The sequence below is a fragment of the Facklamia lactis genome, assembly GCF_015863205.1.
Lineage (GTDB): Bacteria > Bacillota > Bacilli > Lactobacillales > Aerococcaceae > Facklamia > Facklamia lactis.
In genome coordinates this window covers 181,105-206,587 of the sequence record NZ_JACBXQ010000001.1, presented here as the reverse complement: position 1 = coordinate 206,587, position 25,483 = coordinate 181,105, and the positions used below count along the sequence as shown (strand labels likewise).

At 35.5% G+C, this 25,483-nt stretch carries 19 protein-coding genes and 1 riboswitch; of the genes, 14 read left to right on the top strand and 5 right to left on the bottom strand.

Translation table 11 applies throughout. From position 1 onward, the window contains the following. The first annotated feature begins 55 nt into the window (after nucleotides 1–55). From HZY91_RS00945 to addA, 5 genes are all read left to right on the top strand, one after another. On the top strand, nucleotides 56–790 hold the full coding sequence (locus HZY91_RS00945) for a tRNA (adenine(22)-N(1))-methyltransferase (RefSeq protein ID WP_197113750.1): 735 nt from the start codon (nucleotides 56–58) through the stop codon (nucleotides 788–790). After that, the gene (locus tag HZY91_RS00940) at nucleotides 777–1,580 is read left to right on the top strand and encodes a Nif3-like dinuclear metal center hexameric protein (RefSeq protein ID WP_197113747.1); all 804 of its coding nucleotides are present in this window, start codon (nucleotides 777–779) and stop codon (nucleotides 1,578–1,580) included. Before HZY91_RS00945 ends, HZY91_RS00940 begins: the two co-directional genes overlap by 14 nt. Before the next feature lie 23 nt (nucleotides 1,581–1,603). After that, entirely contained in the window at nucleotides 1,604–2,827 is a 1,224-nt protein-coding gene (gene pepT / locus HZY91_RS00935; protein WP_197113733.1) for a peptidase T, read from the top strand. Between the two features lie 79 nt (nucleotides 2,828–2,906). Next, on the top strand, nucleotides 2,907–6,524 hold the full coding sequence (locus HZY91_RS00930) for a PD-(D/E)XK nuclease family protein (protein ID WP_197113731.1): 3,618 nt from the start codon (nucleotides 2,907–2,909) through the stop codon (nucleotides 6,522–6,524). Further along, nucleotides 6,511–10,413: a helicase-exonuclease AddAB subunit AddA gene (gene addA / locus HZY91_RS00925; RefSeq protein ID WP_197113728.1), complete on the top strand. Its 3,903-nt coding sequence runs from the start codon at nucleotides 6,511–6,513 to the stop codon at nucleotides 10,411–10,413. Before HZY91_RS00930 ends, addA begins: the two co-directional genes overlap by 14 nt. 38 nt (nucleotides 10,414–10,451) lie before the next feature. Here addA and HZY91_RS00920 read toward each other — a convergent pair whose 3' ends face one another. Together HZY91_RS00920 and HZY91_RS00915 are read right to left on the bottom strand one after the other, a co-directional pair. Continuing rightward, on the bottom strand, nucleotides 10,452–11,804 hold the full coding sequence (locus HZY91_RS00920) for a putative glycoside hydrolase (RefSeq protein ID WP_218957721.1): 1,353 nt from the start codon (nucleotides 11,802–11,804) through the stop codon (nucleotides 10,452–10,454). Between the two features lie 23 nt (nucleotides 11,805–11,827). Beyond that, on the bottom strand, nucleotides 11,828–12,460 hold the full coding sequence (locus HZY91_RS00915; protein WP_197113725.1) for a YkyA family protein: 633 nt from the start codon (nucleotides 12,458–12,460) through the stop codon (nucleotides 11,828–11,830). 128 nt (nucleotides 12,461–12,588) lie between these two features. On the opposite strand from HZY91_RS00915, the gene lspA reads away from it, so the two are divergent. The 4 genes from lspA to HZY91_RS00895 all read left to right on the top strand — a co-directional run bounded on the left by lspA (nucleotide 12,589) and on the right by HZY91_RS00895 (nucleotide 16,302). Beyond that, nucleotides 12,589–13,047: a signal peptidase II gene (lspA, locus tag HZY91_RS00910; protein ID WP_197113722.1), complete on the top strand. Its 459-nt coding sequence runs from the start codon at nucleotides 12,589–12,591 to the stop codon at nucleotides 13,045–13,047. Continuing rightward, a complete protein-coding gene (locus HZY91_RS00905; protein ID WP_197113719.1) occupies nucleotides 13,048–13,992 on the top strand; it encodes an RluA family pseudouridine synthase in 945 nt (314 codons plus the stop codon). A 19-nt stretch (nucleotides 13,993–14,011) separates the two neighbouring features. Beyond that, complete coding sequence (locus HZY91_RS00900) at nucleotides 14,012–14,722, top strand: DUF2786 domain-containing protein (RefSeq protein WP_197113716.1); 711 nt, start codon at nucleotides 14,012–14,014, stop codon at nucleotides 14,720–14,722. A 65-nt stretch (nucleotides 14,723–14,787) separates the two neighbouring features. Beyond that, nucleotides 14,788–16,302 (top strand): pyruvate kinase, encoded by a 1,515-nt coding sequence (locus HZY91_RS00895; RefSeq protein ID WP_197113713.1) that lies wholly within the window; start codon nucleotides 14,788–14,790, stop codon nucleotides 16,300–16,302. A 1-nt stretch (nucleotide 16,303) separates the two neighbouring features. Here HZY91_RS00895 and nth read toward each other — a convergent pair whose 3' ends face one another. Then, entirely contained in the window at nucleotides 16,304–16,933 is a 630-nt protein-coding gene (nth, locus tag HZY91_RS00890) for an endonuclease III (RefSeq protein WP_197113710.1), read from the bottom strand. 30 nt (nucleotides 16,934–16,963) lie between these two features. Here nth and HZY91_RS00885 point away from each other — a divergent pair, with 30 nt between their 5' ends. Both HZY91_RS00885 and HZY91_RS00880 read left to right on the top strand, forming a co-directional pair. After that, on the top strand, nucleotides 16,964–17,251 hold the full coding sequence (locus HZY91_RS00885; protein WP_197113707.1) for a DUF503 domain-containing protein: 288 nt from the start codon (nucleotides 16,964–16,966) through the stop codon (nucleotides 17,249–17,251). A 209-nt stretch (nucleotides 17,252–17,460) separates the two neighbouring features. Beyond that, on the top strand, nucleotides 17,461–20,901 hold the full coding sequence (locus tag HZY91_RS00880) for a pyruvate carboxylase (protein WP_197113705.1): 3,441 nt from the start codon (nucleotides 17,461–17,463) through the stop codon (nucleotides 20,899–20,901). Nucleotides 20,902–20,941: 40 nt separating this feature from the next. Here HZY91_RS00880 and HZY91_RS00875 read toward each other — a convergent pair whose 3' ends face one another. Next, the gene (locus HZY91_RS00875) at nucleotides 20,942–21,208 is read right to left on the bottom strand and encodes a DUF1294 domain-containing protein (protein ID WP_197113702.1); all 267 of its coding nucleotides are present in this window, start codon (nucleotides 21,206–21,208) and stop codon (nucleotides 20,942–20,944) included. Nucleotides 21,209–21,344: 136 nt separating this feature from the next. Here HZY91_RS00875 and HZY91_RS00870 point away from each other — a divergent pair, with 136 nt between their 5' ends. Then, entirely contained in the window at nucleotides 21,345–21,842 is a 498-nt protein-coding gene (locus HZY91_RS00870) for an ECF transporter S component (RefSeq protein ID WP_197113699.1), read from the top strand. A gap of 46 nt (nucleotides 21,843–21,888) precedes the next feature. Here the strand turns inward: HZY91_RS00870 and HZY91_RS00865 are convergent, their stop codons facing one another. Beyond that, nucleotides 21,889–22,437: a cysteine hydrolase family protein gene (locus HZY91_RS00865; RefSeq protein ID WP_197113696.1), complete on the bottom strand. Its 549-nt coding sequence runs from the start codon at nucleotides 22,435–22,437 to the stop codon at nucleotides 21,889–21,891. A gap of 122 nt (nucleotides 22,438–22,559) precedes the next feature. Between HZY91_RS00865 and HZY91_RS00860 the strand changes: the two genes are divergently transcribed. Both HZY91_RS00860 and HZY91_RS00855 read left to right on the top strand, forming a co-directional pair. Continuing rightward, nucleotides 22,560–23,405: a hypothetical protein gene (locus HZY91_RS00860; protein ID WP_197113693.1), complete on the top strand. Its 846-nt coding sequence runs from the start codon at nucleotides 22,560–22,562 to the stop codon at nucleotides 23,403–23,405. Between the two features lie 63 nt (nucleotides 23,406–23,468). Continuing rightward, nucleotides 23,469–23,562, top strand: a riboswitch (NiCo riboswitch). A gap of 67 nt (nucleotides 23,563–23,629) precedes the next feature. Next, entirely contained in the window at nucleotides 23,630–25,477 is a 1,848-nt protein-coding gene (locus HZY91_RS00855) for a heavy metal translocating P-type ATPase (protein ID WP_197113690.1), read from the top strand. The last annotated feature ends 6 nt before the right edge of the window (nucleotides 25,478–25,483 follow it).

Below are 25,483 nucleotides of genomic sequence, written 5' to 3'. Positions count from 1 at the left end.
CTTAACAAGACTCCATTGTCTAGTATATAATAAAAGAGTAGAAAGGGAATTATTTATGAATATTGATAAATTATCAGATAGGCTTCAAAATGTAGCAAATTTTATCCTTCAGTTTAGTGAAAGCCCTCGACGTTTAGTCGATATAGGAAGTGACCATGCGTACTTACCATGCTATTTAGCGCAAAAAAGACAGATTGATTGGGCAATAGCAGGAGAGATTGCAGATGGTCCTCTACAAGCAGCTAAAACACAAATACAAGCTCACCAACTTAATACTATGGTTGAAGCAAGAAAAGGGGATGGATTTGAAGTCATACAATCTACAGATCAAATCAACGTTGCATCGATATGTGGAATGGGTGGCAATTTAATTACTAACATTCTTGAAGAAGGAAGGCAAAGAAACATCTTACCTTCCACTTTAGTTTTACAGGCAAATAATGGAATGGAAAGGCTAAGAAAATGGTTAAATAATCATTCTTATGCCATTCTAGCAGAAGACATCGTTCTTGAAAAAGATCAATTCTATGAAATGTTAGTCGCTAAAAAACAAAACGAAGTGAAAACTCTTAATCAAAAAGACTTTGTCTTTGGCAGCCATCATCTTCAGTGTCCCAGCAATCTTTTTTATCAAAAATGGCGACAAGAACTAAGTCACCAAGTCCATGTTTTAAACCAATTAATGACCAATATTGATACCACTACTAATCCTAAACGTCATGCAAAAATTAAAGAAACTCAGATAAGAATCGCAATGATTCAGGAGGTGCTTAATAATGAAAGCCACTAAGCTAGTAGACTTAATTAAACTTCTTGACCATTGGTACCCACTTAGTTTAGCAGAAGACGGAGATCCAAGTGGATTACACTTTGGTGATCCGCAACATGTCATACAAAAAGTTTTAGTCGCACTTGATATGCGTCCACAAACTGTAGAGGAAGCTAGAAAACGACAAGCAGATACTTTGCTAGTCCATCATCCACCCATCTATCGTCCTATTAAGCGATTTGATTACAACGATCCACAAGTAAATATGTATCGTCAAGCTATTCAATTAGATCTGAATGTCTTTGCGATGCATACCAATTATGACTTTGCGGCGGGAGGAATGAATGATTGTTTAGCACAAGCACTATCACTCCAAAACATTTGTGATTTGCATGCTTTTGAAGATTCTCAATCCGTCCCGGGAAGAATCGGCTTGTTGCCTAACCCCTTAAATAGATCGGCCTTGATCGATTATCTAAAGATTAACCTTGAATGCTCGAATCTTACACTCATTGAGAAAAAACCTAAAAAAGCCTATCAAAAAATAGCAATTATTGGTGGGGCAGGAGCAAGTATGATCAAAACAATCGATAAAGCTCAGCCTGATATTTTCATCACGGGAGATATTGACTATCATGCTGGTCACGACCTATATGAACGACCTTACTTGTCCGTTGATGCCGGTCATTATATTGAACATCTCTTTATTAAATATGAAACAAACAAATTAAATCAGTATGTTAAAACTGAGGGGTGGAACCTAGAATTTATGGCAAGTCAAGTCTCTACGGATCCATTTGAGTATGTCTAAAATTATTGAAAGAGGGTCACAACATGAAATTCTTTAACGAAACTAGAGATCGTTTGATTAAATACGCTAAAATCAATACACGATCTGATGAAAAATCAACTACTATTCCTTCAACTGAAAGACAATTCGATTTACTAAATCTTTTAGTCTCAGAATTAAAATCAATTGGGATGCAAGAGGTCGTCTTAAATCATGACAATGCTTTTGTGACTGCCACCTTACCAGCTAATATTGAAGGCGCCCCAGCAATCGGGTTTATTGCCCATGTCGATACGGCGGATTTTAATTCTGAAAATGTTCAACCACAAATTCATACCTATTATAATGGCAAAGAAATCCGCTTGAATGAAGAAATAATAATGAGTCCAGAAGATTTTTCTAGTCTCAATGCTTATATAGGGCAGACCCTAATCACAACAGATGGGACTACTCTTTTAGGTGCAGATGACAAAGCTGGGATTGCTGAAATTATGACAGCACTGGAATTTTTAATCCAACATCCTGAAATTAAGCACGGTAAAGTCAGGGTAGCCTTTGGACCAGATGAAGAAATTGGCAGAGGTGCTGATCACTTCGATGCTGAAGATTTTGGAGTTGATTTTGCTTATACAATGGATGGAGGACCTGTGGGAGAACTCGAATATGAATCGTTTAATGCTGCTCAGGCTATTCTCACCATTCAGGGTAAAAATATTCACCCAGGCACTGCTAAAGGCAAAATGATTAATGCGATCACTTTAGCTAATCAATTTATCTCTTCATTACCAGCAGACGAGGTTCCTGAAAAAACAGAAGGGCGTCAAGGTTTCTATCATGTATTAGAAATAAAGGGAACCGTTGATGAAGCAAGCTTACAATTAATTATTCGCGATTTTGATCGAGAAGAATTTGAAAACAGAAAACAATCCATTCAACAAATTGTCAATGAAATTAACCAACAGTATTCACAAGATCCCATTCAACTTCAACTCAATGATCAATATTATAATATGGCAGAGATCATTGAAAAAGATATGACACCCGTTAATCTAGCTCAAAAAGCGATGGAAGATTTGAATATTGAAGTCGACATTAAACCGATACGTGGTGGGACTGATGGATCAAAAATCTCTTTTATGGGTATTCCAACACCTAATATTTTTGCTGGTGGAGAAAATATGCACGGACGTTATGAATATATCGCAGTCGAATCTATGGTCAAAGCAACAGAAGTCATCATCAAAATTATCGAACTTAATGGTCAATAATTATCACCAGTTTAGTTCCTTTATTTAACTTCTAGTTAAGTGGGGGAACTTTTCGTATTTTGGCTATATTGGAGGAAATATGAGCATTCAAATTATTACAGGAGATTTAAAATATAATAAGAAAGAACCGATCATTGATCATCTATTAGATATTCTTGAAAAAGATCCCACTAGCAAAATTTTTTATATTGTTCCTGAACATTTAAAATTTAATATGGAAGAATACACCTTAGCCCAGATTCGGAAGAGATATCAACGATCTGATGCTAGTTTATTCAACTTTCAAGTAGCAAGTTTTTCTCGTTTAAAATGGTTTTTAGTCAATCATAAATCTGATCAGGACACTCTTAGTGATCTCGGTTTAACCATGATTGTAAGACAAGTTCTCAACCAATATCAACATAAATTACACGTTTATCGAAAGCAAGTGAATTATCAAAGCTTTGCAGAAACCATTATGGAATTGTTCAAAGAATTTATCGAAGGAAATATTTCACCTGAAGATATTACTGACTTCTCTTTCCAAGAGGATCTCTTGACTTTAGCCACACAAGCAGATCAAATGGAGGGACAGCGTTTAGCTGAAATAAAATTTCTGTATCAAGCTTTCTTAGACCACTTACAAGAATTAGAGATTAATAATTATAAAATGATTCAAAACTTGATCCATTTTTTTCAAACAGAAAAGTTAGAAAAACACTATTTTGTGATTGATCATTACTATTATTTTTCCAGTCAAGAATTGCAAATACTATTAGCAATGGCTCAAGCTTCCGAGAAAATATGGATAACCTTACCGATCACCCAACAACAACTTAAAAGTTACCAAGATGTGACGCTTAATAAAGTGGCTTTTCAAACCTATGCACAAATTAAAGAATTGAGTCAACTTTTAAACATTCCATTCGATGCTCCATGGGAAATCAATGCCTGCACTTTCAAATATCAGCCACAAATCCAACACATAGCGGATAAATTTTCCGAATATCAACATCATTATGAAGTATCAACCCATGAAAAATCACATAACGATTGGGCAGAAAGACATTATTTTTATGAATTTGATAGCATTCAAACAGAACTTCGTTATGTATCTAATAAAATTCATCAACTAGTAGTCGAAGAAGGCTATCGTTATAAGGATATTCAAGTATTTACTCGCAATATGGAGCGTTACCAATCGCTGGTAGATCCAATTTTTAAAATGAATAACATTCCTTATTTCTTTGACCACGAAAAAACAATGATGGATCATCCTTTTTTCGATTGGGTCATTAAATTAATTCAACTCGAAAAGTATAATTGGCGAATCCCTGACATCATAGGAATTTTGAAATCACCTTTATTTATCCCTCCTAAAATACGACAAATTGAAGACGCTGATCAACGGCTAGAAGCTCTTAAAAATTATGAACAAGTTATTTTTAGCTTTGAAAATATGCTGATAGAAAATGGCTATGAAGGTTATCGTTTTTATCATCTAAACTTTGAATGGAGTCGACTTTTTGATCCTATTAACTCTTTGTCTGACAAGAATGATACGCCTTCAAGTGAACCTTTAGAACAAATGCTTGAAATTAGGCAATGGATGATTTCCGAGATCCACGATCCCTTAATAAAATTGAAGAAGGTTTATTTAGGTTCTGACTTTGTCACTAAATTTTACAGATTGATTCAAGAGTCTGGAATCAAAGACCAATTGGAAACATTAAGAAATGAATGTCTCGAACAAGGGCTAGTGGGAGAGGCACGACAGCATGAACAAGTATGGCAAGTTTTTACTGATACTTTAGATGAGTTTGCAAAAGTATTTTCAAATGATCAGATCACCTATGAATTGTTTACCGATATCCTAACAGCTGGATTTAAAGCAGCTACTTATCACATTATTCCACCAACACTTGATCAAGTAGCCTTTACTAATATAGTGAGCCCTCAAATTCAACCCAACAAAATTGCTTTTATCATCGGTATGGATCGATCATCTTTACCTCAAAAGATCGAAAATAACCCCATATTAACACGTGAAAATCGTCAATCTATTCAAAGCAATTTATTAGCTCACCAATTTCTAGTGGATAAGGAAAGGCAACAAGGAAGTTTAGAAACGCTTTTAGCCTATCAAATTTTATTATTAGCAACCGATCAGCTTCATTTTTCCTATGCAATTAATTTAGAAGATCGTCTAGAGAATTGGTCTCCTTTCATCAAGCAGATTATCAGAATTGGTCACTTCAAAACACTCTCTTTAGATGCCAATTATGATATCAGACTCGAAGGGGAAGCTCGGTTCATCAATAATTTTGGAAATCACTCAAGCTTTTTAACTACTTTACTGCAGAGCACAAGAAAAATATATGAAAGCAAAGCTGAAGTTCCACTTGAGCTTGCAGGCTTGATCCAGCTAGTTGATAACCAAACTAATAAACCTTATCATCGAAATTTATCTGAAATTCTAAAGCTAGCCATTCGTTTTGATGGGCTTCCAGAAAACATAACAACTGATACTGCGCTTAAACTTTATGGTCAAAATTTAAATTTATCAGTGTCGCGTATCGAGCAATTTTTTCAAGATCCTTATTCTCATTTTCTTTTATATGGTCTTAAACTTAAAGAACGTAAACGATATGAAATAGATTTTGCTACTACTGGAGAATTTTTTCACCAAGCATTAGATTACTTTTCAAAATATTTAAAAGCAAATAATCTCTTAGCCTATCAATTAAATGACTCTAAAATCCATCAAGCTATTCAAAAAGTTCTAACTGGAGTTAAACAGAATCCTGATTTTGAGATTTATCAGCAACAAGGCCATACCTATGCGATTTTTCAACAAATCGAAAAAAGATTATCTCATTTTATTCGTTTTTCGATCGAACAGCAAAAATTAATTCGCAATCAACCATTAATTTCTGAAGCTATTTTTGGGATGCCAGGTAAAGACTCACTACCAGGGCTCATTTATCCATTACCTTCAGGCGGAAAATTAATAATCCGAGGGAAAATCGACCGAATTGATGAGATCAATTATTTTGATAACCAATACCTCCAAATTATTGATTATAAATCATCAAATAAGAAATTCAGCCTAGTAGATGCCTATTATGGCATGGATTTACAGATCCTAACCTATTTAGCAGTGGGATTGAGACATTATCCAGACCACCAACCACTAGGAGCATTTTACCAACCTATTATTCAATCTTTTGATAAAGCAAATGGCTTCTTCTTAGAAAGTAATTCTGAACACATTACTGAATTACAATTAAATAATAATAAATTAAATGGATTTATTACCATAGAAGCAGACTATTTAAAAGAACTTGAGTTAGGAGCAAGTGAATCTAATAAAAGTTTAGTTTATCCAGTTCAATATAAAAAAGAAGGCTTCTATGCCTCCAGTCCCACATTTAATTCAGAAGAATTGGAAGTATTAGTCCAGTATACTCATCTAATGTTCAAAGAAGCAGCAGCTCAAATTCAGCAGGGTGAAATTCATCTTGCGCCATTTGAAGATCATCCTTATACCACCTCAATCAATGAGCCATTTCGTGTTATCACTGGCTTCGATGCGAGTCAAAATTATCATTATTATCGACATAAAACTATTTCTTCTGATCAAGCTATTGAAGCAATGAAAGCTAAATTGATCGAAAATGGATTACTAGAAAAGGAGGAGGACATTGAAAGAAAGTAATATTCCTATCAAACCTGCTAATAGTAAATTTAATGATGAACAGTGGCAAGCGATTCACCACACTGGAAACAATATTCTCATAGCAGCTTCTGCTGGTTCTGGTAAAACAACCGTCCTAATTGAAAGAATCATGAACCATCTACAAACACAATATACACAATTAGAAAATTTATTAGTGGTGACATTTACTGAAGCTGCCGCTAACGAAATGAAAGAAAGAATGGAAGTTCGTCTTAAGAAAGCGATCAATAATAGCAATGATACCCATCATAGAGCCGTCTTGCTTGAGCAACTTAATCAATTACCGAGTGCTCAAATCCGAACCTTACATTCCTTTTGTCTCCAAGTCATTCAAAAATTTTTCTACCTTTTAGATTTAAATCCGGACCAGCACTTGATAACTGATAATAGTCAAATGGAGCTCATTTATACAAATGTTTGGAAGCAACTCATTGAACAGATTTATGAAGAAAAAATTGAAGATTTAACCATATCAGATTACCAAGATCTTCTATCCTGCTTTTCAAATGGCAGAGAAGATCAGGGGTTAAGACAGCTAATATTAGAAATATATCATTTTGCTTTATCTAATCCTGAACCTCAACTTTGGATCGACAAAATAACAAAAGAACATTTTGAACTTGGTGATTTCTGGACCTCCCAGTTATATAAAAACAGCATACAAAAACAACTCGCATCTTCATTAAATATAGCCTATCAGAGCCTTGTTTCAGCTAATGATATCCTATTAACTTGTTCACAGGCTTGTTTTGAAAAGTATCACACACTTTTAAATACCGAACTCGAAATCACTCAAGAATTATTCGAACTGCTAAAGAATCAAGACATGGCTTTATTTATTGATCAGATTCAGAGCATTAATTTTAAACGCTGGCCCTCAAACCGAGCAAAAGCTCTGGAAGAAGATCTAGAAATGATCGAAGAAATGAAAAACTTACGTGACAACAGTAAACTATACTTACAAAATATCCAAAAATTATTTCCATTTCCATACCAAGATAGTGAACAAATTGAAACTAGTCTGTTTCCTATTTTACAAAGGCTCAAAAAGATTATAAGTATTTTTCATGAGCAATTACTGGCTTACAAACGTAAAGAAAATTTAATCGATTATACGGACTTAGAACATATCACGTTAGATATCCTTGCTCCCTACCATCCTGAAGAAGGGCAACGCATTCCAAGTCCAGCAGCTCTGTACTATCAAGACCTCTTTACTGAAGTGCTTGTTGATGAATATCAAGATATCAACGAAATTCAAGCATCCATTCTCTCATGGTTGTCCCGAGAGAAAGATTCAAAACGAGCCGGCAATTTATTTATGGTAGGGGATGTCAAACAATCAATTTACGGTTTTAGAATGGCCGAACCTTCACTTTTTCTAGAAAAATATGAACTCTATCAGCACAGTAATCAGGGAGATTTAATCATTTTAGATAAAAATTACCGTTCTAGAAATGAAGTGCTAAATTTTGTCAATTATTTATTTGAACGATTAATGAATAAAGATTTTGGAGAAATGGATTATGGCCCTAAAGAAGCTTTAAAATATGGTAATTCTGAATTTGAAAATAATTCATCAGAGCAAAGCTATCATTTAGAACTGCTGCTTTATGACAAATCAGAATCACACGATGATAAAGAGGAAAACATTCCTAACTCTTATTCCATCAAAAAGAGCCTTGAAGCAGAAGCCATGATAATCGCCCAAGACATCCAAAAAAAAATAGAAACTAACTATCTTATCTATGATAAAGACACGCAAAACTATCGTCCAATCACTTTCAAGGATATTGTGATTTTAAGCGCCACTAGATCAGCTTTTAGTCCTTTACAAACTGCCTTCGACTACTATCAAATTCCCTTTGTTTCACAAGCGATCGAAAGATATTTTCAGCGCCAAGAAATCCAATTGTTGCTTGCACTTTTACGGATTATTGACAATCCTATTCAAGACATTCCATTAGTGGCTGTTTTAAGATCATTTTTTGTTGGTTTATCAGATGAAGAGCTAAGTCATATTAGGATTCATCAACCTAATGGAGATTTTTATCATGCCACGATCAATTTTTTGGAAGCCTATGAATCTGGCAATTATCAGGCAGAAACTGACCTTTATCATAAGCTATATCATTTTAAAGAAAGGGTAGACAAGTGGCGCCAATATGCGAGAAAACATGCGATAGATGAAGTCGTTTGGCTTATTTATCAAGAAACGGCTTTTTTAGATTATGTTGGAGGTTTAGATAATGGAATTCAAAGACAAGCTAATCTCCATGCTTTCTATCAAAAAGCCCGTAACTTAGCCGCCCATAACCAAGAAAGTAAAAATATTGCTGGTTTTATTGAGTATATTGATCAATTAATCAAACAAGAAAAAGATTTAGCAGAACCGATCATTTTAGATGATAACCAAAATGCTGTAAGGGCCATGACAATTCATGCGTCAAAAGGAAGCGAGTTTCCATTGGTTTACCTCATCAATACCGGCCGTAACTTTAAACGCCGTCAGGGAGTTCAAGCCATCATCCCTACCAAACATTATGGTATTGGTGTTAATTATTACAATACGAACTATCAAATTGAATATCCTTCTATTAGCAAAAAAGCACGTCAAATCTTAAAAGAAAAACAAAACCAAGCCGAGCAAATGCGCTTATTATACGTTGCATTAACAAGAAGTGAGCAGAAGATAATCATCGTCGCAACTATTGACTCGAGAGAAAAATGGGAAAATATGATGGACCAAACAAAAAAAGAAACCGATCCAGATGAATTACTCATTAATTTAGCCCATCGGTCTTCCAGTGATAATTATCTTACTTGGATTGGGCAAGCTTTATCTCTCTATCAGCGAAAACTGCCAGCAATCGCTCAATTAGAAGATGAAAGTTTTTCGATTCAATTTTTTAGCATTAATGATATCAATGATGGTTTAATAATTAATAGAGAAGAGACATCTGATCCAGATAAGTGGCTAGAAAAATTACTAACTTCTAAACAAGATAATAAAAGCCTTCAGCATCCAATTATCAAACGTTTACGAAAGCTTCAACATGCTCAATATCCTTATCAATTTGCGAGTCAAACCGCCTCTTATCAATCTGTTTCTGAATTAAAACGCTTATATGAGGAACCACATCATCAAGCATTATCATTTTATCAAGATAGGTCTAAAGGGGAGACACAACAGTCAGAATCTTACCAAGGAATCCAGGCAGTTCGTTATACTCAAAACACATTTGAAGATCCAAGCTTCTTGCAAGAAAAACGATATGATGCAGCTAAAATCGGGATTTTAAATCACTATTTCATGCAAGAACTAGATTTTGGCCGATTTAACCATGTCAGTCAAGAAAATTATTTAAAAGTTTTAAAAGAAGAAATTAAGAGAATGATTACTGAGGGGAAAATAACAGATAAAGATTGTCAATTTATTCAACTTGAGAAGATCGTGACTTTTCTCATTGATCCTCTCGGTCAAACTGTCATACAAAATGCTCCCCATCTGTTTCGAGAACAAGCTTTTTCATATTTAATTAAAGCTACTGATATTTTTACACATATTGGAGATCATCTTTCTCTTGAGGAAGATTCAGTCTTAATTCATGGTGTCATTGATAACTACTTTATCATTGAAAATCAAGGATTTATCTTAATCGATTTTAAAACAGACCGTTATCGTCAATATGCGAATAAGAGCAAAGCAGAACAAATCGAAGGGTTAAAGAATAAATATCGATATCAATTATCTCTTTATAATCAAGCTTTACAGAGTCATTTGCAACTTCCCAATTTGGGAACTTATATTGTTGCCATTGATTACCAAGAAGTCGTCAAAATAGAAGAATTAGTTCATTTCAAATAAAAAAAGACTTTCCACTTCAAAAGTGGAAAGTTTTTTTGCTAATAATAGAACTCATTTCCTGTAATTTCAGGGGCATAATCAACGCCTTCTGTATAAAAGCCTCCTGCATTCCAAAGCAGAAATTCATGAATTCCATACTCATGTAAAGCAACAATCTGTTCTTGGACTTGTTGAGCGCCATACTCTTGATAAGTACCAGGATCCAATCCCGAATCTGTAAAATCTTGTAGCCAAGGACGACTAGTTGCCGGGTTGGTCACCTTAGATAGTAATTCTTTTTCGGTATACATATATTGATCGACAACTTCATATGGGAACAAATCAGGCGACTCTAGACCAAAAAAGCCATAATCCCAGTGAGAAGGGTAGATCATAGAGGATATCACATCCACACGCTCTGCCATTTGTGAGAAGTTCTGACCAATCCCTCGTACATCGGCTGCATCTCCCGCAATAGCCGTATAACCAAAAACATCGGCTGAAACATCGGCTCCAAAAGGAGCGATTCTTTCATTGGCATATTCTAGGAAATCATTAATCGCATAGACGCGTTCCTGACCAAATAGCTCTGGATCATCCGTCACATAGGCTTCATAATCACCTAAGTTGTATTCCAATGTATCTGAAAAAGTTTCAAAACCTTCCGGAAAACGGATATAGTCAAATTGAATTTCTTTAAATCCCATCTTAGCAGCCTCAATCGCCACTGCAACATTATAATCCCATACTTCTTGCATAAAAGGATTAATGAATTGAGCACCATTACCATCTTGCCAGATTTCACCATCTTCAGCTGATTTAAAAGAGTATTCTGGATGAGAAGTAGATAATAGGTTGTCCTTAAAGGTAACAATCCGAGCAATCGGATAAATCTGTCGTTCTTCTAAATCTTTTAATATTTTCTTGAAATCAACCAAAGCGATCGAATTTTCATTTACCAACTTGTTATCAGAGTCAACATCAGAAACAATTTGCCCAAGGTCATCTTTAAAATCAATGACCATGGCATTTAAAGCGGTTTGATCGACATAGTCAAGCAATTGTTGATAGTACTCAGGATCTTCTAAAACAGAGGCGGGGACATAAACCCCTTTTACCCCTTCCTCAGGATAAGGAATGTTGACCCCCGAATCATAAAAGAGGGCTGGAGGAAGCTCCTCAGGTGCCGTTAAGAGGGGGGTATTATGAATATTTAAGCCTTCATATTGATTGGCTTCTCCTTGGTTAACCCGATTATTGAATGCTACAATCTCTTCATCACTATAATCCATTTCTACCGTCGGCAAGTCATAAGTTTCAACTGTTTCTTCTTTTTCTGCCTTAAGATTACAAGCAGATAATAAGAATAAAGTAAATAATAAAATTATTCCTTTATAGGATTGTTTTTTCAAAAAAACACCACTTTCACTATCGATTATTTATCAGTCAGATTCACAAGATAAACTTTTAAATTAACAAGTAAAACGTTTAAAGATTCAAAGTGACCTAAAACAGCATCTAAATTGATATTATTTTCAATGGCTAAATCATTGATATTATCAAATACCCCAAAGAAGGATTCATGATTAATCTCAGGATTGGCTACAGATTTAAAGGTGTCAGCTTCTACTTTTAAATTCTCTTGATAATTACTAACATATAATTCAAGGTCCTCACATAAGGCCTGAATATATTCAATCACTTTCTGGGTTTGTTCATCGGGTAAATCTTTGTGCTCAGGTATTTGATTTAGCTCTTCAATTAATTCCAATAAGTCTTGACGGCTACTATCAATATCAGTTAAAAGTTGCTCTCTTTCTTGAATATTTCCAATTACAGGATTGGTGTCTTTAGCAAAAGCCGACAGATCATCACTTTCTTTCAGTGTCTCTTCAAAATCTGCTTGTAAGTCAGATTCTTGATTCTGAACTTCACTAATCTTACCGATAATATTGGTGACATTTTCTTGGATCAAACCGATTGTTCTGCTAGCGCGCTCGATCGAATTGCCACAGCCGCTTAGTAGTATTAAGGTTATTCCAAGAAGGATTAATTTCTTATTTTTCATCTGTTCTCCTTAATCGCTATAGATGATTTATCTAAATTGATATTAATAACGAGTATAGTATATAATAAGAAGTATTATAAACACAAATATTATAGCAAACTATTACTAATTTAGACAAGGAGTAGACAATGATCTTTGCCTTTTTAACCGTTTTTTTTATCCTTTTGGCTGATCAAAGCTTAAAATATTGGATATTAACAAACTTCGATCTCTATGAACAGAAAGAAGCCCTTTCTGGTGTGTTCTCATGGTTCTATATTCAAAACAAAGGAGCAGGATGGGGGATACTGGATGGAAAAATTCCATTCCTTGTGGTGATCTCTCTACTAGTTAGCGGTTATCTTCTATACCTTATCATTCGAAATCGTCACCAGAAACCACTAGTCCAACTTGCTTATGGACTCCTATTAGGTGGTGCTCTCGGTAATTTGATTGATCGCTTACGAATAGGATACGTGGTCGATATGTTTAAACTAGAATTTATAAATTTCCCTATTTTTAATATAGCGGATCTGGCCCTGGCTCTAGGCATAATACTTTTACTATTAATAGTATTATTTGATAATGATGTAGAGGAGTTATTATAAATGAATAGCACCATTGAAATTCAATTACAAAATAAAGAATCAGATGGGGGAAGGTTGGATAAAGTTCTTCAGTCCTATTTAGAAGACATGAGCCGTTCCTCTATTCAAAAATTGATCAAGGACCAGCAGATAACGGTAAATGGAAAAATAGAAAAAGCCAATTATAAATTAATAGGCAATGAAGTCATCCAAGTTAACATGATAGAAGAAGAGGCAGAAGTTATTCAATTAATTCCTGAAAAAATGGTATTAGATATTCAATATGAAGATGATGCTATTCTTGTTATCAATAAACCAGCTGGAATAGTCGTTCATCCTTCCAAAGGACACCCAAAAGGAACACTTGTGAATGGTCTTTATGCCTATTTAAAGGATAATTTATCAAGCGATCATACTAATATTAGACCAGGGATCGTTCATCGAATTGATAAAGATACATCTGGTTTATTAGTAGTAGCTAAGCATGACCTGGCTCATGCTGAATTAGCCAAACAATTAGAAAATCATACTATGGGACGAACCTATTATGCACTCGTCAATGGTGTAATAAAAGAAGAGTCAGGACATATTGAAATGCCAGTCAAAAGAGATCCTTCTAATCGTTTACGCTGGCACGTAGATGAAAATGGAAAAGAAGCGATTACTGATTTTGAAGTCCTTAAGAGATGGCCAAGCGCCAGCCTTGTTAAAGTAAAGTTAAAAACTGGCCGAACGCACCAAATTAGAATCCATATGGAGGCAATTGGACATCCTATTATTGGAGATCCAGTATATCGTCGTCATTTACAACATATGACTGGTGAATTTACTCAATTAAAAGAAGGTCAATTACTCCACGCTAAAGAGTTACAACTCTATCATCCAACGCGTCAGGAAGCAATGAAATTCACTAGTCCACTTCCCGAGCGGATGCTAAAAATTATTAATCAATTAGATAATCGCTAATAGAAAGTTGGGGAAAGAATTGTCCGAAATCAATCAAAAAATATTAGCCAAAATACAAAATTTACTTTCTCTTGCAGAAGATGGCGGAAATGACGAAGAAAGCCAAACGGCTCTTTTAATGGCACAAAAATTAATGTTGAAACATCGAATATCTCAAGACAATCTTTCAGATACCGTTCAAGAAGAAATTGTTCTTAAATCTCTCTCCGTATACAAGCGTTTATATTGGTGGGAAAAATCTTTAATTAGAATCATTGCTGATAACTTTAGATGTATGTTCTATATCCAGAGCAATCGCTTACCTCATCAAAATTCTGTTCAAAGAAAAATTGTTCTTATGGGGTATCCAGAAGATGTTGAACTTGCTTACGAAATGTTTCATCTAGCAGCAGATACAATGAAATATTACTCTAAAATACATATCCAGCAACTCAATGAAGTAGAGATGAGAAATCCTGACAAAGCTAACCTTCGTAAATCTTATTATCAAGGCTTTATGGATGGCCTCAAAGAAAAATTTAACCTACAAATGCAAGCAATGAGACAAGAAAATGAAAAGTATGCTCTAATCATTAAAACACCAAAAGAGGTTGAAGATAAATTTCATCAAGAAATAACAGGAAGACTTTCTTTTAGTCAGCCAAAATTAAATCGAGAAAATCATGCTTATCATGATGGTTTTGAAAAAGGTAAAAATGTCAACTTAAATCAACATCAACTCAATGATTAATCAAAGTAAAATTTGATTGAATCTGTTATACTTTACTCAATAATGGAAAGGGTAGGTGGAGAAAAATGCCTGAAGAATATCGCAAGAAAGAAGCCAGACGCCTTTTAACCGAAATGACTCAACTCTATGAAGATGTAAAAGAAAAAGGCGACCAATATTACTCTGTCTTTGCCAAAGAAGTTAGTAGAGCAAGCTTTAAAGAGAGTGCCCATAATTTAAGTTACTATCTCGCATTAAGAAACTATGATTTACGTAAACTACAAGCTGAACTCGTTCCATTAGGAATCTCTTCACTTGGAAGGCTAGAAAATAAAACAATCGGAACACTTCAATCGGTCATACACTCTCTCGCTTCTATATCAGAAACCGAAACAGAATTTCCTCGACCTGATCTCAATGCTTTCACTCGTGGAGATCACCAACTTGATCGCAACGTCTTTACGATTCTCGGTGAGAAAACACAGGGAAGAAACACATTGATTATGGTGACGATGCCAAGCGAAGCAGCAAATGATCGTCAACTCGTAAAAAATCTGATTGACTCTGGAATGAATATTGCTCGAATAAACTGTGCTCATGATAATCCAGAAATTTGGTCACAAATCATTCAAAACATCAAATCCGTAGCGGCTGATCAAGCAAAAGATATCCGGATCTTAATGGATATTGCCGGTCCCAAAATACGAACAGAGTGGATATTCACCCAATATAAAAATCCAAAAGTTCAAAAAAATGATGAAATTCTTTTAACAGGTAACTTTGATAGACTTCCCCTTAACTTTCCAGGAAAAGTCGTGATTGGTAGCGATATCCAGCCAATTTACCAAGCTTTATCAATTGGTGATCCTGTCTTGATTGACGATGGTTCAGTCGAATGTGAAGTGATTGAAATAGAAGAAAATCAGGCTCTACTGAAAGTAACCAAAGCAAAGGGATCGGGTGTACGACTTAAAGCAGAAAAAGGACTAAATTTTCCACAGACTCATTTTGACATCGATATTATTTCCGATAAAGATCATGAAGATATTGCCTTTGCTTGTGAGCATGCTGATGTTGTTGGATGTTCCTTCGTTCGAACACCAAAGGATATTCAAGACATTCAAAAAAGAATCGATGAAGTTCTGGGAGAATATGCTGAAGACATGCCCATTTTAGCCAAAATTGAAACGGTCCAAGCTGTCGAGAATTTAGCTGAGATCATTTATGCTGCTGCAGGCAGAAATCCATTTGCCATTATGATCGCACGGGGAGATTTAGCGGTTGAGACCGGTTATATTCGATTAGCTGAACTTCAACAGGAAATTATGTGGATTGCAGAAGCAGCTGATGTTCCTGTCGTTTGGGGAACAGAGGTCCTGGCTAATCTAGTAAAATCTGGAATTCCAACAAGGGCCGAAGTCACCGACGCTGCTGAAGGAGCAAGGGCCGACTGTGTCATGTTAAACAAAGGAAACTATATCGTAGAAGCGGTTAAAATGCTAAACCAAATCTTCAAACGTATGCGTCAACATCAATATAAAAAGACCCCTAAACTAAGGGCCTTAAACATAGCGGATCTTTCTACCGAAACGGATCAATAATTTAGATTTCGTCGGTACAAAGATATAACTGAGGATAATCTGAACATTTAGGATTCCGCGGATGGCAAACCCGCCGACCAAAAATAATGAGTGATTGATGTGCCTGTGTCCAGCGTTCTGGAGGCAAGACTTCCATCACTCTTTCTTCAACTTGCCGAACACTTGCCCCCGGATCCACAATATTATGATGTAAGCAAATTCGATGAATATGGGTATCCACAGCAAAAGCAGGGATCCCAAAACCTACACTCAACACAACATTTGTAGTTTTACGACCAACACCTGCTAGTGCTTCTAACTCTTTTCGAGTATTTGGAACCTTGCCTCCATGTCTTTCAACTAATTGTTGTGCACAATTATATAAATACTTAGCCTTATTACGATAAAGTCCAATAGTTTTTAAATAAGGCATAATTTCTTCAGGGCTAACACTTGTGAGAGATTGAGGATCAGGAAAACGTTCAAATAGAGCAGGTGTTACTTTGTTTACCGCAACATCTGTTGTTTGGGCGCTCAGCATCACCGCTACTAACAATTCAAAATGATTAGAAAAATTTAATTCAGGTTTAGCATCCGGAAAAATTGCAATTATTTCCTCTAAAACTTTTCGAGCACATTCTGTCGTTAACATCTAAAAATCCTTTCTAATGGGAGCATCTCAATGTATATCTTAGCTTTAAAAATTGAAATAAAAATCTATCTTTCCAACTCATTAAAAGATAAACGAAAAATCATAAAAAAAATCACTCATCACATCCGACATCGCTTTCCTATTACCGTTTCAGAAATAGATCATCTCGATCTATTAAACTACAGTACGATTGGGATTGCAATGGTCGGCAATGATAAAGTCTACCTTGATCAGGTTAAACAAAAAGTCATAAATGAATTAGATCAATTCTTTGAATTTGAAATCATTGAAATCACCAATTATTTAGAACTTTATTAACCCAAACAAATATATTCAATTTTAACATTTATGAAGTAAAATGTCATTTAGATTAGATCTACAAAACTTTATTAAAATAGTGTAAGATAAAACCATTCCATAAGTATTTAGCCAGAAATAATGATCATCCAAAATATAAAATTTGTCTTCCTGAGGAAGTATGCGGCGAAATATAAATGAAACGAAGAATAAACTAGAGGAGAATCAGTATGAACAAAATTAAAAAAGTCTTAATTGCTAATCGTGGAGAGATAGCAATCCGTATAATTAGAGCTTGTAAGGAATTAAATCTCTCAACGGTCGCAATATTCTCCAAAGAAGATCTTGGCACACTTCATCGCCAAAAAGCGGATGAATCATACTTGATAGGAGAAGAGCTAGACCCAACTCAAGCCTATCTCGATATAGAGGGCATTATTGAGCTGGCAAAAGAAAAAAATGTTGATGCCATTCACCCAGGCTATGGTTTCCTAAGTGAGAACCAAACTTTTGCAAAACGTTGCCAAGAAGAAGGGATTATTTTTATTGGCCCTGATATTAAACATCTCAACATGTTTGGTAATAAAACCTCAGCCCGAGAAACAGCTATTCAAGCGGGAATCCCTGTAGTTCCAGGATCAGATGGAGAAATCACTTGCATAGAAGAAGCAGAAGCTTTTGCTGAAGAACACGGTTATCCAATCATTTTAAAAGCCGTTTCGGGTGGTGGAGGAAAGGGAATGCGTATTGTTGAGAACCATCCTCAACTTCTCGATGCTTATGAGCGCGTTAAGTCCGAAGCAAAAAAATCTTTTGCAAATGAAGCGCTCTATGTCGAAAAATATATTGCTAATCCTAAGCACATCGAAGTACAAATTATCGGTGATCACTACGGCAATGTCATTCATTTATATGAACGCGATTGTTCCATCCAGAGAAGACATCAAAAAGTAGTAGAAGTGGCACCTTCTTTTAATCTACCAGAAAATATGAGACAAAAATTAACAGATGCTTCTCTTCATTTGATGAAAAATATTCAATATGTCAATGCAGGAACTGTTGAATTTTTAGTAACAGAGGATAACTTTTATTTTATTGAGGTTAATCCTAGAGTCCAGGTAGAACATACGATTACTGAATTAGTCACAGGCATTGATATTGTAAAATCGCAAATTCTGATTGCAGATGGAGAATCTTTATATGACGAAGTCCTTGATTTTCCAAGTCAGGAAGAGATTCCATTAAATGGTTATGCCATTCAGTGCCGAATTACCACAGAAGACCCTTTAAATAATTTTGCACCAGATTCAGGAAACATTACAGGCTATCAATCGCCAGGTGGCTATGGCGTTCGTCTTGATGCAGGGGACGCCTTCACAGGAGCCAAAATATCACCTTATTATGATTCTCTTCTCGTTAAGATCTCTACCTATTCCGCTAGTCCTAAAGGCGCAATTGATAAGATGAGAAGAGCTCTAAGTGAGACAAAAGTAAGAGGCTTAAAAACTAATCTACTTTTCCTACAAAATATCATGTTTCATGAGGATTTTATTACTGGAGAATATTCCACCAACTTTATTGATACAAGGCCAGAGTTATTTGAAATTATTCCTTCTCGCGATAGAGGGTCAAAACTGCTCAATTATATCGGAAATGTGACGGTCAACGGTTTCCCAGGAATCGCAAATGAAATGAAGCCTGATTTTGCTCAGAGAATTAAACTTAAATCATACTCAAAGCTTCTTAGCAAAGATTCTTTTAAATCTCTATTAGAAAACCAAGGGCCAACTGCTGTTATTGAACAAATTTTACAAGAAAAAAATGTTCTACTAACAGATACAACCCTCCGAGATGCTCATCAATCTCTGATTTCTACCAGATTAAGAACCACTGATATGCTAGGTGCTACTGCTTATATGAATACTGAACTTAGCGATTATTTTTCATTTGAAATGTGGGGCGGGGCCACCTTTGATGTTGCCTATAATTTCTTAAAAGAAAGTCCTTGGGATCGGTTAACTCGCATCCGTCAAACAATGCCTGATAGTTTATTGCAGATGTTATTCAGAGCTTCGAATGCAGTTGGCTATTCGAATTATCCTGATAATGTTGTGCAACGCTTCATTCATGAATCCGCCAAACAAGGGATAGATGTTTTCCGAATTTTTGATTCTTTAAATTGGCTAGAAGCTATGAAAGTCTCAATCGATGCAGCTTTAGAAACAGGTAAATTAGTAGAAGGAACCATTTGTTATACCGGAGATATTTTAGATCCTAATCGCTCTCAAATATATACTTTAGACTACTATGTCCAGCTTGCTAAAAAAATTGAAGCTTTAGGTGTCCATCTCTTAGCCATTAAAGATATGTCTGGAATTCTAAAACCTGAAGCAGCCTTCCAACTCATTAAAGCTTTAAAATCTGAAATAAATATCCCCATTCACTTGCATACACATGATACATCTGGCAATGCTATTGCAATGTATTCTAGAGCTATAGATGCAGGGGTCGATATTGTCGATGTCGCAAATGAAGCTTTTTCTGGACTAACGAGTCAACCGAACGCTTCTTCATTATTTGTGACAAGACAGGGAACTGACCGACAAATTTTGACCAATATAAAAGCTAATGAAAAATTAGCAGACTATTGGAAAGTTACGCGTTCCTATTATCAGCCATTTGAATCAAAATTAAAATCCCCTTGGCCTTCTGTCTACGAATATGAAATGCCAGGTGGACAGTACACCAACTTCCAATTTCAAGCCTCATCACTCGGATTAGGTGAACGCTTTGAAGAAGTTTTGGATATGTATAAACGAGTAAACCAACTATTAGGCGACATCACCAAAGTTACTCCTTCTTCGAAAGTAGTAGGAGATCTTGCCTTATTCATGGTTCAAAATGATTTGGATGAAGAAAGTGTCATTAGTCAAGGTCACCACTTAGATTTTCCGGCATCTGTGGTTGAATTTATGCGAGGAGATATTGGTCAACCGCCTGCTGGAATGAATTCAGCGCTTCAAAAAGTAGTTTTGAAGCAGGAGGAAGCTTATACGATTAGACCGGGAGAACTCCTAGAAGATTATGATTTTGAAAAGGTTTCGAAGCATTTAAATTCAACCTCATATGTCCCGGTTCCAGGTACTATAGAATTATCTTATGCCCTCTATCCGAAGGTGGTTCAACAATTTATTGATTTTGTTGAAAATAATGGCTTAATATGGAATCTTTCTACGCCTATCTTTTTCTATGGTATGGCGATTAATGAAACTATTGCTTATGAATTAGAACCAGGAAAAACATTAGTTATCGAACTAATCAATATTGGTCCAACAAAAGCTGATGGGTATAAAACCGTACATTTTGAAATAAATGGACTCAACTATCGCACTGAGATCCCAGACCTTTCTTTTGAAGGGAAAATGACGGTAAATCCTAAGGCTGATAAAGGAAACCCTCATCACATTGCTGCGTCAATGCCTGGCTCAGTGGCAGCAGTCACTGTAAAAGTGGGGGATAACGTCGAACAAAACCAAGTTTTATTGGTTACTGAAGCAATGAAAATGGAAAATTCAATCCAAGCGCCTAAAAAAGGAAAAATCAAGGCAATTTATGCAGAAGTTGGAGCACAAGTTGCTGGGGGAGACCTTCTAATTGAACTCGAAAACTAAAAAAATAGGCTAAGACTGCACAGTCTTAGCTTATTTTTATTTATTTACTATATATAACACCTATTAAAACCACAGTGATTAATATAGAAAAAAGCGAAGAAGCAAGAAAAATCGATTTTTGAGTTTTGTGCCTAAAAAACTGAATAGCAAAAAAAGCTCCTATCCCTCCAAAGAGGAGAGTTATGGTCAATAAATGCTTTTCACTTAAACGCCAAGCTTGCAATTTTGCCTGTCGCTTGTCATAACCATAATTTAAAAAAACAATAAAATTCCAAAGCCCTAATGCTATTAATAAAAAATGATTCATACAATAAATCCTTTCCGTAGAGTCTTTTTATTTTAGCATAATCTTCACAAGAAAGAGTTACACTTTTCAAAATAACGCTTTCAAAGGAAGTTAAAAAAGTGTATATTGTGAATATAATACTGAAAGGATAGATAGAATGAAAAAAATTTCGAGAACGCATGGTCTAGTTTTAGCTGCCATCTTTGCTGCCATTACTACTATTTTTACCATGCTAGTCAGAATTCCAATTCCAAATGGTCAAGGCTATTTAAATATTGGTGATGGGATTTTAATGACCGCTTCTTTATTATTTGGTCCCTTTATTGGATTTGGAGTAGGTGGAATTGGCTCTGCATTAGCAGATATTTTATCAGGCTATGCAATGTATGCACCTTTTACATTTGCAGTCAAAGGAATAGAGGCTTTTTTAGCAGGCTACCTTTTTCACAAATGCCATATTAAATGGATGGCTACACTTATTGCAGGGATTGTCATGGCAGGAGGATACTTTGCTACCGACTTTCTTTTATATGATTTAGGAGCTGCTAGCGTAGGGCTACCCATGAATATTGGACAAGGAGTACTAGGAAGTTTAATGGCTAGTCTACTCTATCCCATTTTAAATAAAATGATCCCACAGATAAAGCCAGCATAATTCAAATTATTCAACCACTCGATTCTCTCACAGAATAGAGTGGTTTTTAGAGAAGCTCTGCCCCCAGGCAATTCTTGAAATGCTCTAATGCCCATAAATGTCCTTGTGAATTAAATGAAGTCACACAATTCTTAAATATCTTAATCGAATAACCCAAATTATAGGCATCAATAGCGGTATGCAAGACACAAATATCCGTACAAACACCCAAAAGATAAAGCTCTTCAATTTTTCTTTCCCTTAATTTCAAATGCAAATCTGTTCCCGCAAAAGCTGAATAACGAGTTTTATTTAGGTAATAAACATTTTCCTTCTCTTTGATGCTTTGATAATAATCTTCTAAACCGGAATATAGTTGATGACCTTTAGTCCCTAACAAGTTATGTGGAGGGAAGAGGCGACTTTCAGGATGGAAAGGGTCATCCTTCTGATGAGTATCAATCGCAAAGACTAAGTATTCTCCCTCTTCTACAAATTGTTTTGTCTTATCCATTATCTGGTCAAAAATAGCGATGGCATTAGGCCCTGCAGTAAGAGCTCCGTTCTCAGCAACAAAATCATGCGTATAATCCACATGAATTAACGCCTTTTTCATTATCATTACCTCCTTAATATATTGAATCTATTATATCTAAAAAATCGATTATGCAAAATATTTCTGCTTCGATTTAAACTAGGGTATAATAACATTAACTAAATTTAAAGGAGAGATAGAGTATGGATACAACAACAATTTTAATAATCTTGGCTATTATTGCTATATTAGCCATAATTCTTTTCACCAGTCGAAGCAAAAATAAAGACACTAATATTACTCCTCATGTCACAGATGAACATTATGAAGATGGTTTAGGTGTTCGCCATGTAAATGCAAGTACTGCTTCTTCAACAAACGCTTTAAATCAAGAAGAAAGTGATGAAGTTCAAATTATGAACGAAGGTCAAGCCGCTCAAAAAGTGCAACATAATGAAGACCATCAAGCTGACTTATCAAGAGAAGATGTAAAATTTACAACTTTTGATCATCATAAGGAAACGGATGAAGAAGATATATTTGAACAAAATAATAAAGATAATTTAAATGATCATTCTGACGTAAGAGAGGTTGAAACAGATTCAGAAACTATTCAAGAAGATGATTTAGATGATCATTCATCCGTAAAAATAGTTGAAGCTGAGAATGAGACTGATCCTACAATGAACATGGAAGAGCAAACATTCAACAGCACTTCCCCCGTACAAAATCAAGATTTACAAACGGTAACTTATGAAGACTTAATTAACAGTCCAAATGGAATGGCAGGTAGCCAGGTTACTTTAACGGGACAACTTGCTTCATTCTTTACTGAAGACTTAGGTGTCGAAGGAGCAACAGCTTTAGGCTCATTGAATGCAGATGAAAATGATCGAACAAAACTAGTTGCCTTAAAATTTATTAATCATGATCATTTTAACCTTCAATCAGGAGACCAAGTAAAACTTACAGGTAAAATGGACGGTCTTAAAGTATCAAATAAAAATGTTGTACCAGCTCTAACCGTTGAACAAGTTGAAAAAATTTAAATTGTCAAAAATAGTTGACTTTTCATTTTTTTGACAGTATCATATAAATATGAGTAAAACAAGTTAATATATCTGAACAAGCGGTGAATTTAATTCATGCAGCCGGGTTCCTAATATTGGAACAGCAGAGATGTGGGAGCACACCTGTGAGACAGTAGTTTATCTATCTGTCTTTGGTGTGCTCCTTTTTTTGTTTTCTCGAATAATTTTTAGGAGGAATATTCATGTTACAACATCTATTCAAAAGTCGAGAAGGGCAATTTTTTATTGTTGGGACAGTCTTTTTAATCGGTGGATTTATTCTCTTAAATCTTCATCCTGTACTCTCGCAATTTGCCTTTTATCTTTCCATTATTTTTCTTGGGTATTTTGCTGCTAAAGATGCACTGCTTGAAACTATACAAAATGGCAAATTAAACGTCGATTTACTAATGATCTTATCCGCTTTAGGTGCCGTATTAATCCAATATGAATCAGAAGGGGCGATGCTACTGTTAATTTTTGCAGGCGCAGAAGTATTAGAAGATTACGCCACTAACAAATCCAGTAAAGCTATTTCTGAATTAATGGGACAAGTTCCCAATACTGCTCAATTACTAAATGAAGAAGGAGAGATCATTGAAATCGCTACGGATGAGCTCGTTATCGGCAATACTGTTGTCGTTGCCAAAGGTTCTTCTATTCCAATAGACGGTATTGTCGATCGTCAGGTATTAATTAACGAAGCTGCTTTAACCGGAGAATCTCTTCCCGTAGAAAAGGATTCAGGACAAGAAGTATTTGCTGGGACCCTCAACCTCGGTGATGCCTTCCATTTAGAGGTGAACAAAACAAGCAGTGAGACTATCTTTTCAAATATTATTCGCATGGTGGAAGAAGCCCAAACTCGTCCTTCCAAAATCGCCAACTTTATTGAACGGTTTGAATCGCGCTATGCTCTAGGCGTTATTATTATTGTCCCGCTCTTTATAGCAAGTCTATATTTTCTATTAAACTACAGCTTCCAAGAAGCTTTTTATCGAGGAATGGTGCTATTAACGGTAGCAAGTCCATGTGCTTTAGTTGCTTCGGCAACTCCAGCAACCCTGAGTGCTATTTCAAATGGTGCCAAAAATGGCGTCCTAGTAAAAGGTGGGGCCGCTATGGAAGCCCTTAATACCATGGATCTTCTCTTTTCTGATAAAACAGGCACTCTTACAAAAGGTGAATTCTCTGTTGTAGATTATCAATTAGAAGACAGTATTCTAGAAGAGGTCGTTTTTATGGAACAACAATCTTCGCATCCAATCGCAACTGCTATTGTCGATCATTTCTCTCACTTAAATTTGAGTCAGATTGATCGCAATCAACCTGTAGAAGAAATAGCAGGTTCTGGTATTCAAAAAGGAAACATCCGAGTTGGAAAACCTTCTATTTTTGCTAATCTTTCTAATATTCACGACTATACTGACAAAATAGAAACAGCTTATACTACCATACTTGTGGCGAATGACCGAAAAATATTGGGCTATCTCTCTCTAGCAGATCAAATCCGCCCCCAAGCTATCCACGCTGTATCTAATTTTCAACAGTCAGGTGTTGAAATGTACCTCATTACCGGTGACAATGAAAAGGTTGCAGCCGATGTTGCCCAACAACTTGGCATCAAACGCTATCAAGCAGCTTGCTTACCCGAAGATAAGATTAATTTGGTAAAAGAAAAACAAAATGATCATAAAACCGTAGGTATGATAGGAGATGGGATTAACGATGCTCCTGCTCTTGCTAATGCTGATATTGGAATTGCGATGGGATCTGGATCATCAGTGGCAATGGAATCAGCAGATATCGTAATTGTGAAAAATGATCTCTCAAAATTATTTTACTCTTATGAATTAAGTCATAAGCTTAATCAAATTATCAAGCAAAACATTGTGTTTGCAGTTGGTGTGATCATTCTCTTAATTATTTTGAATTTAATGGGAATCTTGGATTTACCAGCGGGGGTTATTTTTCATGAAGGATCTACCATCTTAGTCATTTTAAATGGTTTAAGATTACTTAAACAGCATCATGTCCCAGAAGCAAACTAGTATTTT

What these genes read in the sequence shown, in the direction of transcription:
- HZY91_RS00945 (WP_197113750.1), top strand. Translation starts at nt 56, where the DNA reads ATGAATATTGATAAATTATCAGATAGGCTTCAAAATGTAGCAAATTTT.
- HZY91_RS00940 (WP_197113747.1), top strand. Translation starts at nt 777, where the DNA reads ATGAAAGCCACTAAGCTAGTAGACTTAATTAAACTTCTTGACCATTGG.
- pepT (WP_197113733.1), top strand. Translation starts at nt 1,604, where the DNA reads ATGAAATTCTTTAACGAAACTAGAGATCGTTTGATTAAATACGCTAAA.
- HZY91_RS00930 (WP_197113731.1), top strand. Translation starts at nt 2,907, where the DNA reads ATGAGCATTCAAATTATTACAGGAGATTTAAAATATAATAAGAAAGAA.
- HZY91_RS00915 (WP_197113725.1), bottom strand. Translation starts at nt 12,460, where the DNA reads ATGAAAAATAAGAAATTAATCCTTCTTGGAATAACCTTAATACTACTA.
- lspA (WP_197113722.1), top strand. Translation starts at nt 12,589, where the DNA reads ATGATCTTTGCCTTTTTAACCGTTTTTTTTATCCTTTTGGCTGATCAA.
- HZY91_RS00905 (WP_197113719.1), top strand. Translation starts at nt 13,048, where the DNA reads ATGAATAGCACCATTGAAATTCAATTACAAAATAAAGAATCAGATGGG.
- HZY91_RS00895 (WP_197113713.1), top strand. Translation starts at nt 14,788, where the DNA reads ATGCCTGAAGAATATCGCAAGAAAGAAGCCAGACGCCTTTTAACCGAA.
- nth (WP_197113710.1), bottom strand. Translation starts at nt 16,933, where the DNA reads ATGTTAACGACAGAATGTGCTCGAAAAGTTTTAGAGGAAATAATTGCA.
- HZY91_RS00885 (WP_197113707.1), top strand. Translation starts at nt 16,964, where the DNA reads ATGTATATCTTAGCTTTAAAAATTGAAATAAAAATCTATCTTTCCAAC.
- HZY91_RS00880 (WP_197113705.1), top strand. Translation starts at nt 17,461, where the DNA reads ATGAACAAAATTAAAAAAGTCTTAATTGCTAATCGTGGAGAGATAGCA.
- HZY91_RS00875 (WP_197113702.1), bottom strand. Translation starts at nt 21,208, where the DNA reads ATGAATCATTTTTTATTAATAGCATTAGGGCTTTGGAATTTTATTGTT.
- HZY91_RS00870 (WP_197113699.1), top strand. Translation starts at nt 21,345, where the DNA reads ATGAAAAAAATTTCGAGAACGCATGGTCTAGTTTTAGCTGCCATCTTT.
- HZY91_RS00865 (WP_197113696.1), bottom strand. Translation starts at nt 22,437, where the DNA reads ATGAAAAAGGCGTTAATTCATGTGGATTATACGCATGATTTTGTTGCT.
- HZY91_RS00860 (WP_197113693.1), top strand. Translation starts at nt 22,560, where the DNA reads ATGGATACAACAACAATTTTAATAATCTTGGCTATTATTGCTATATTA.
- HZY91_RS00855 (WP_197113690.1), top strand. Translation starts at nt 23,630, where the DNA reads ATGTTACAACATCTATTCAAAAGTCGAGAAGGGCAATTTTTTATTGTT.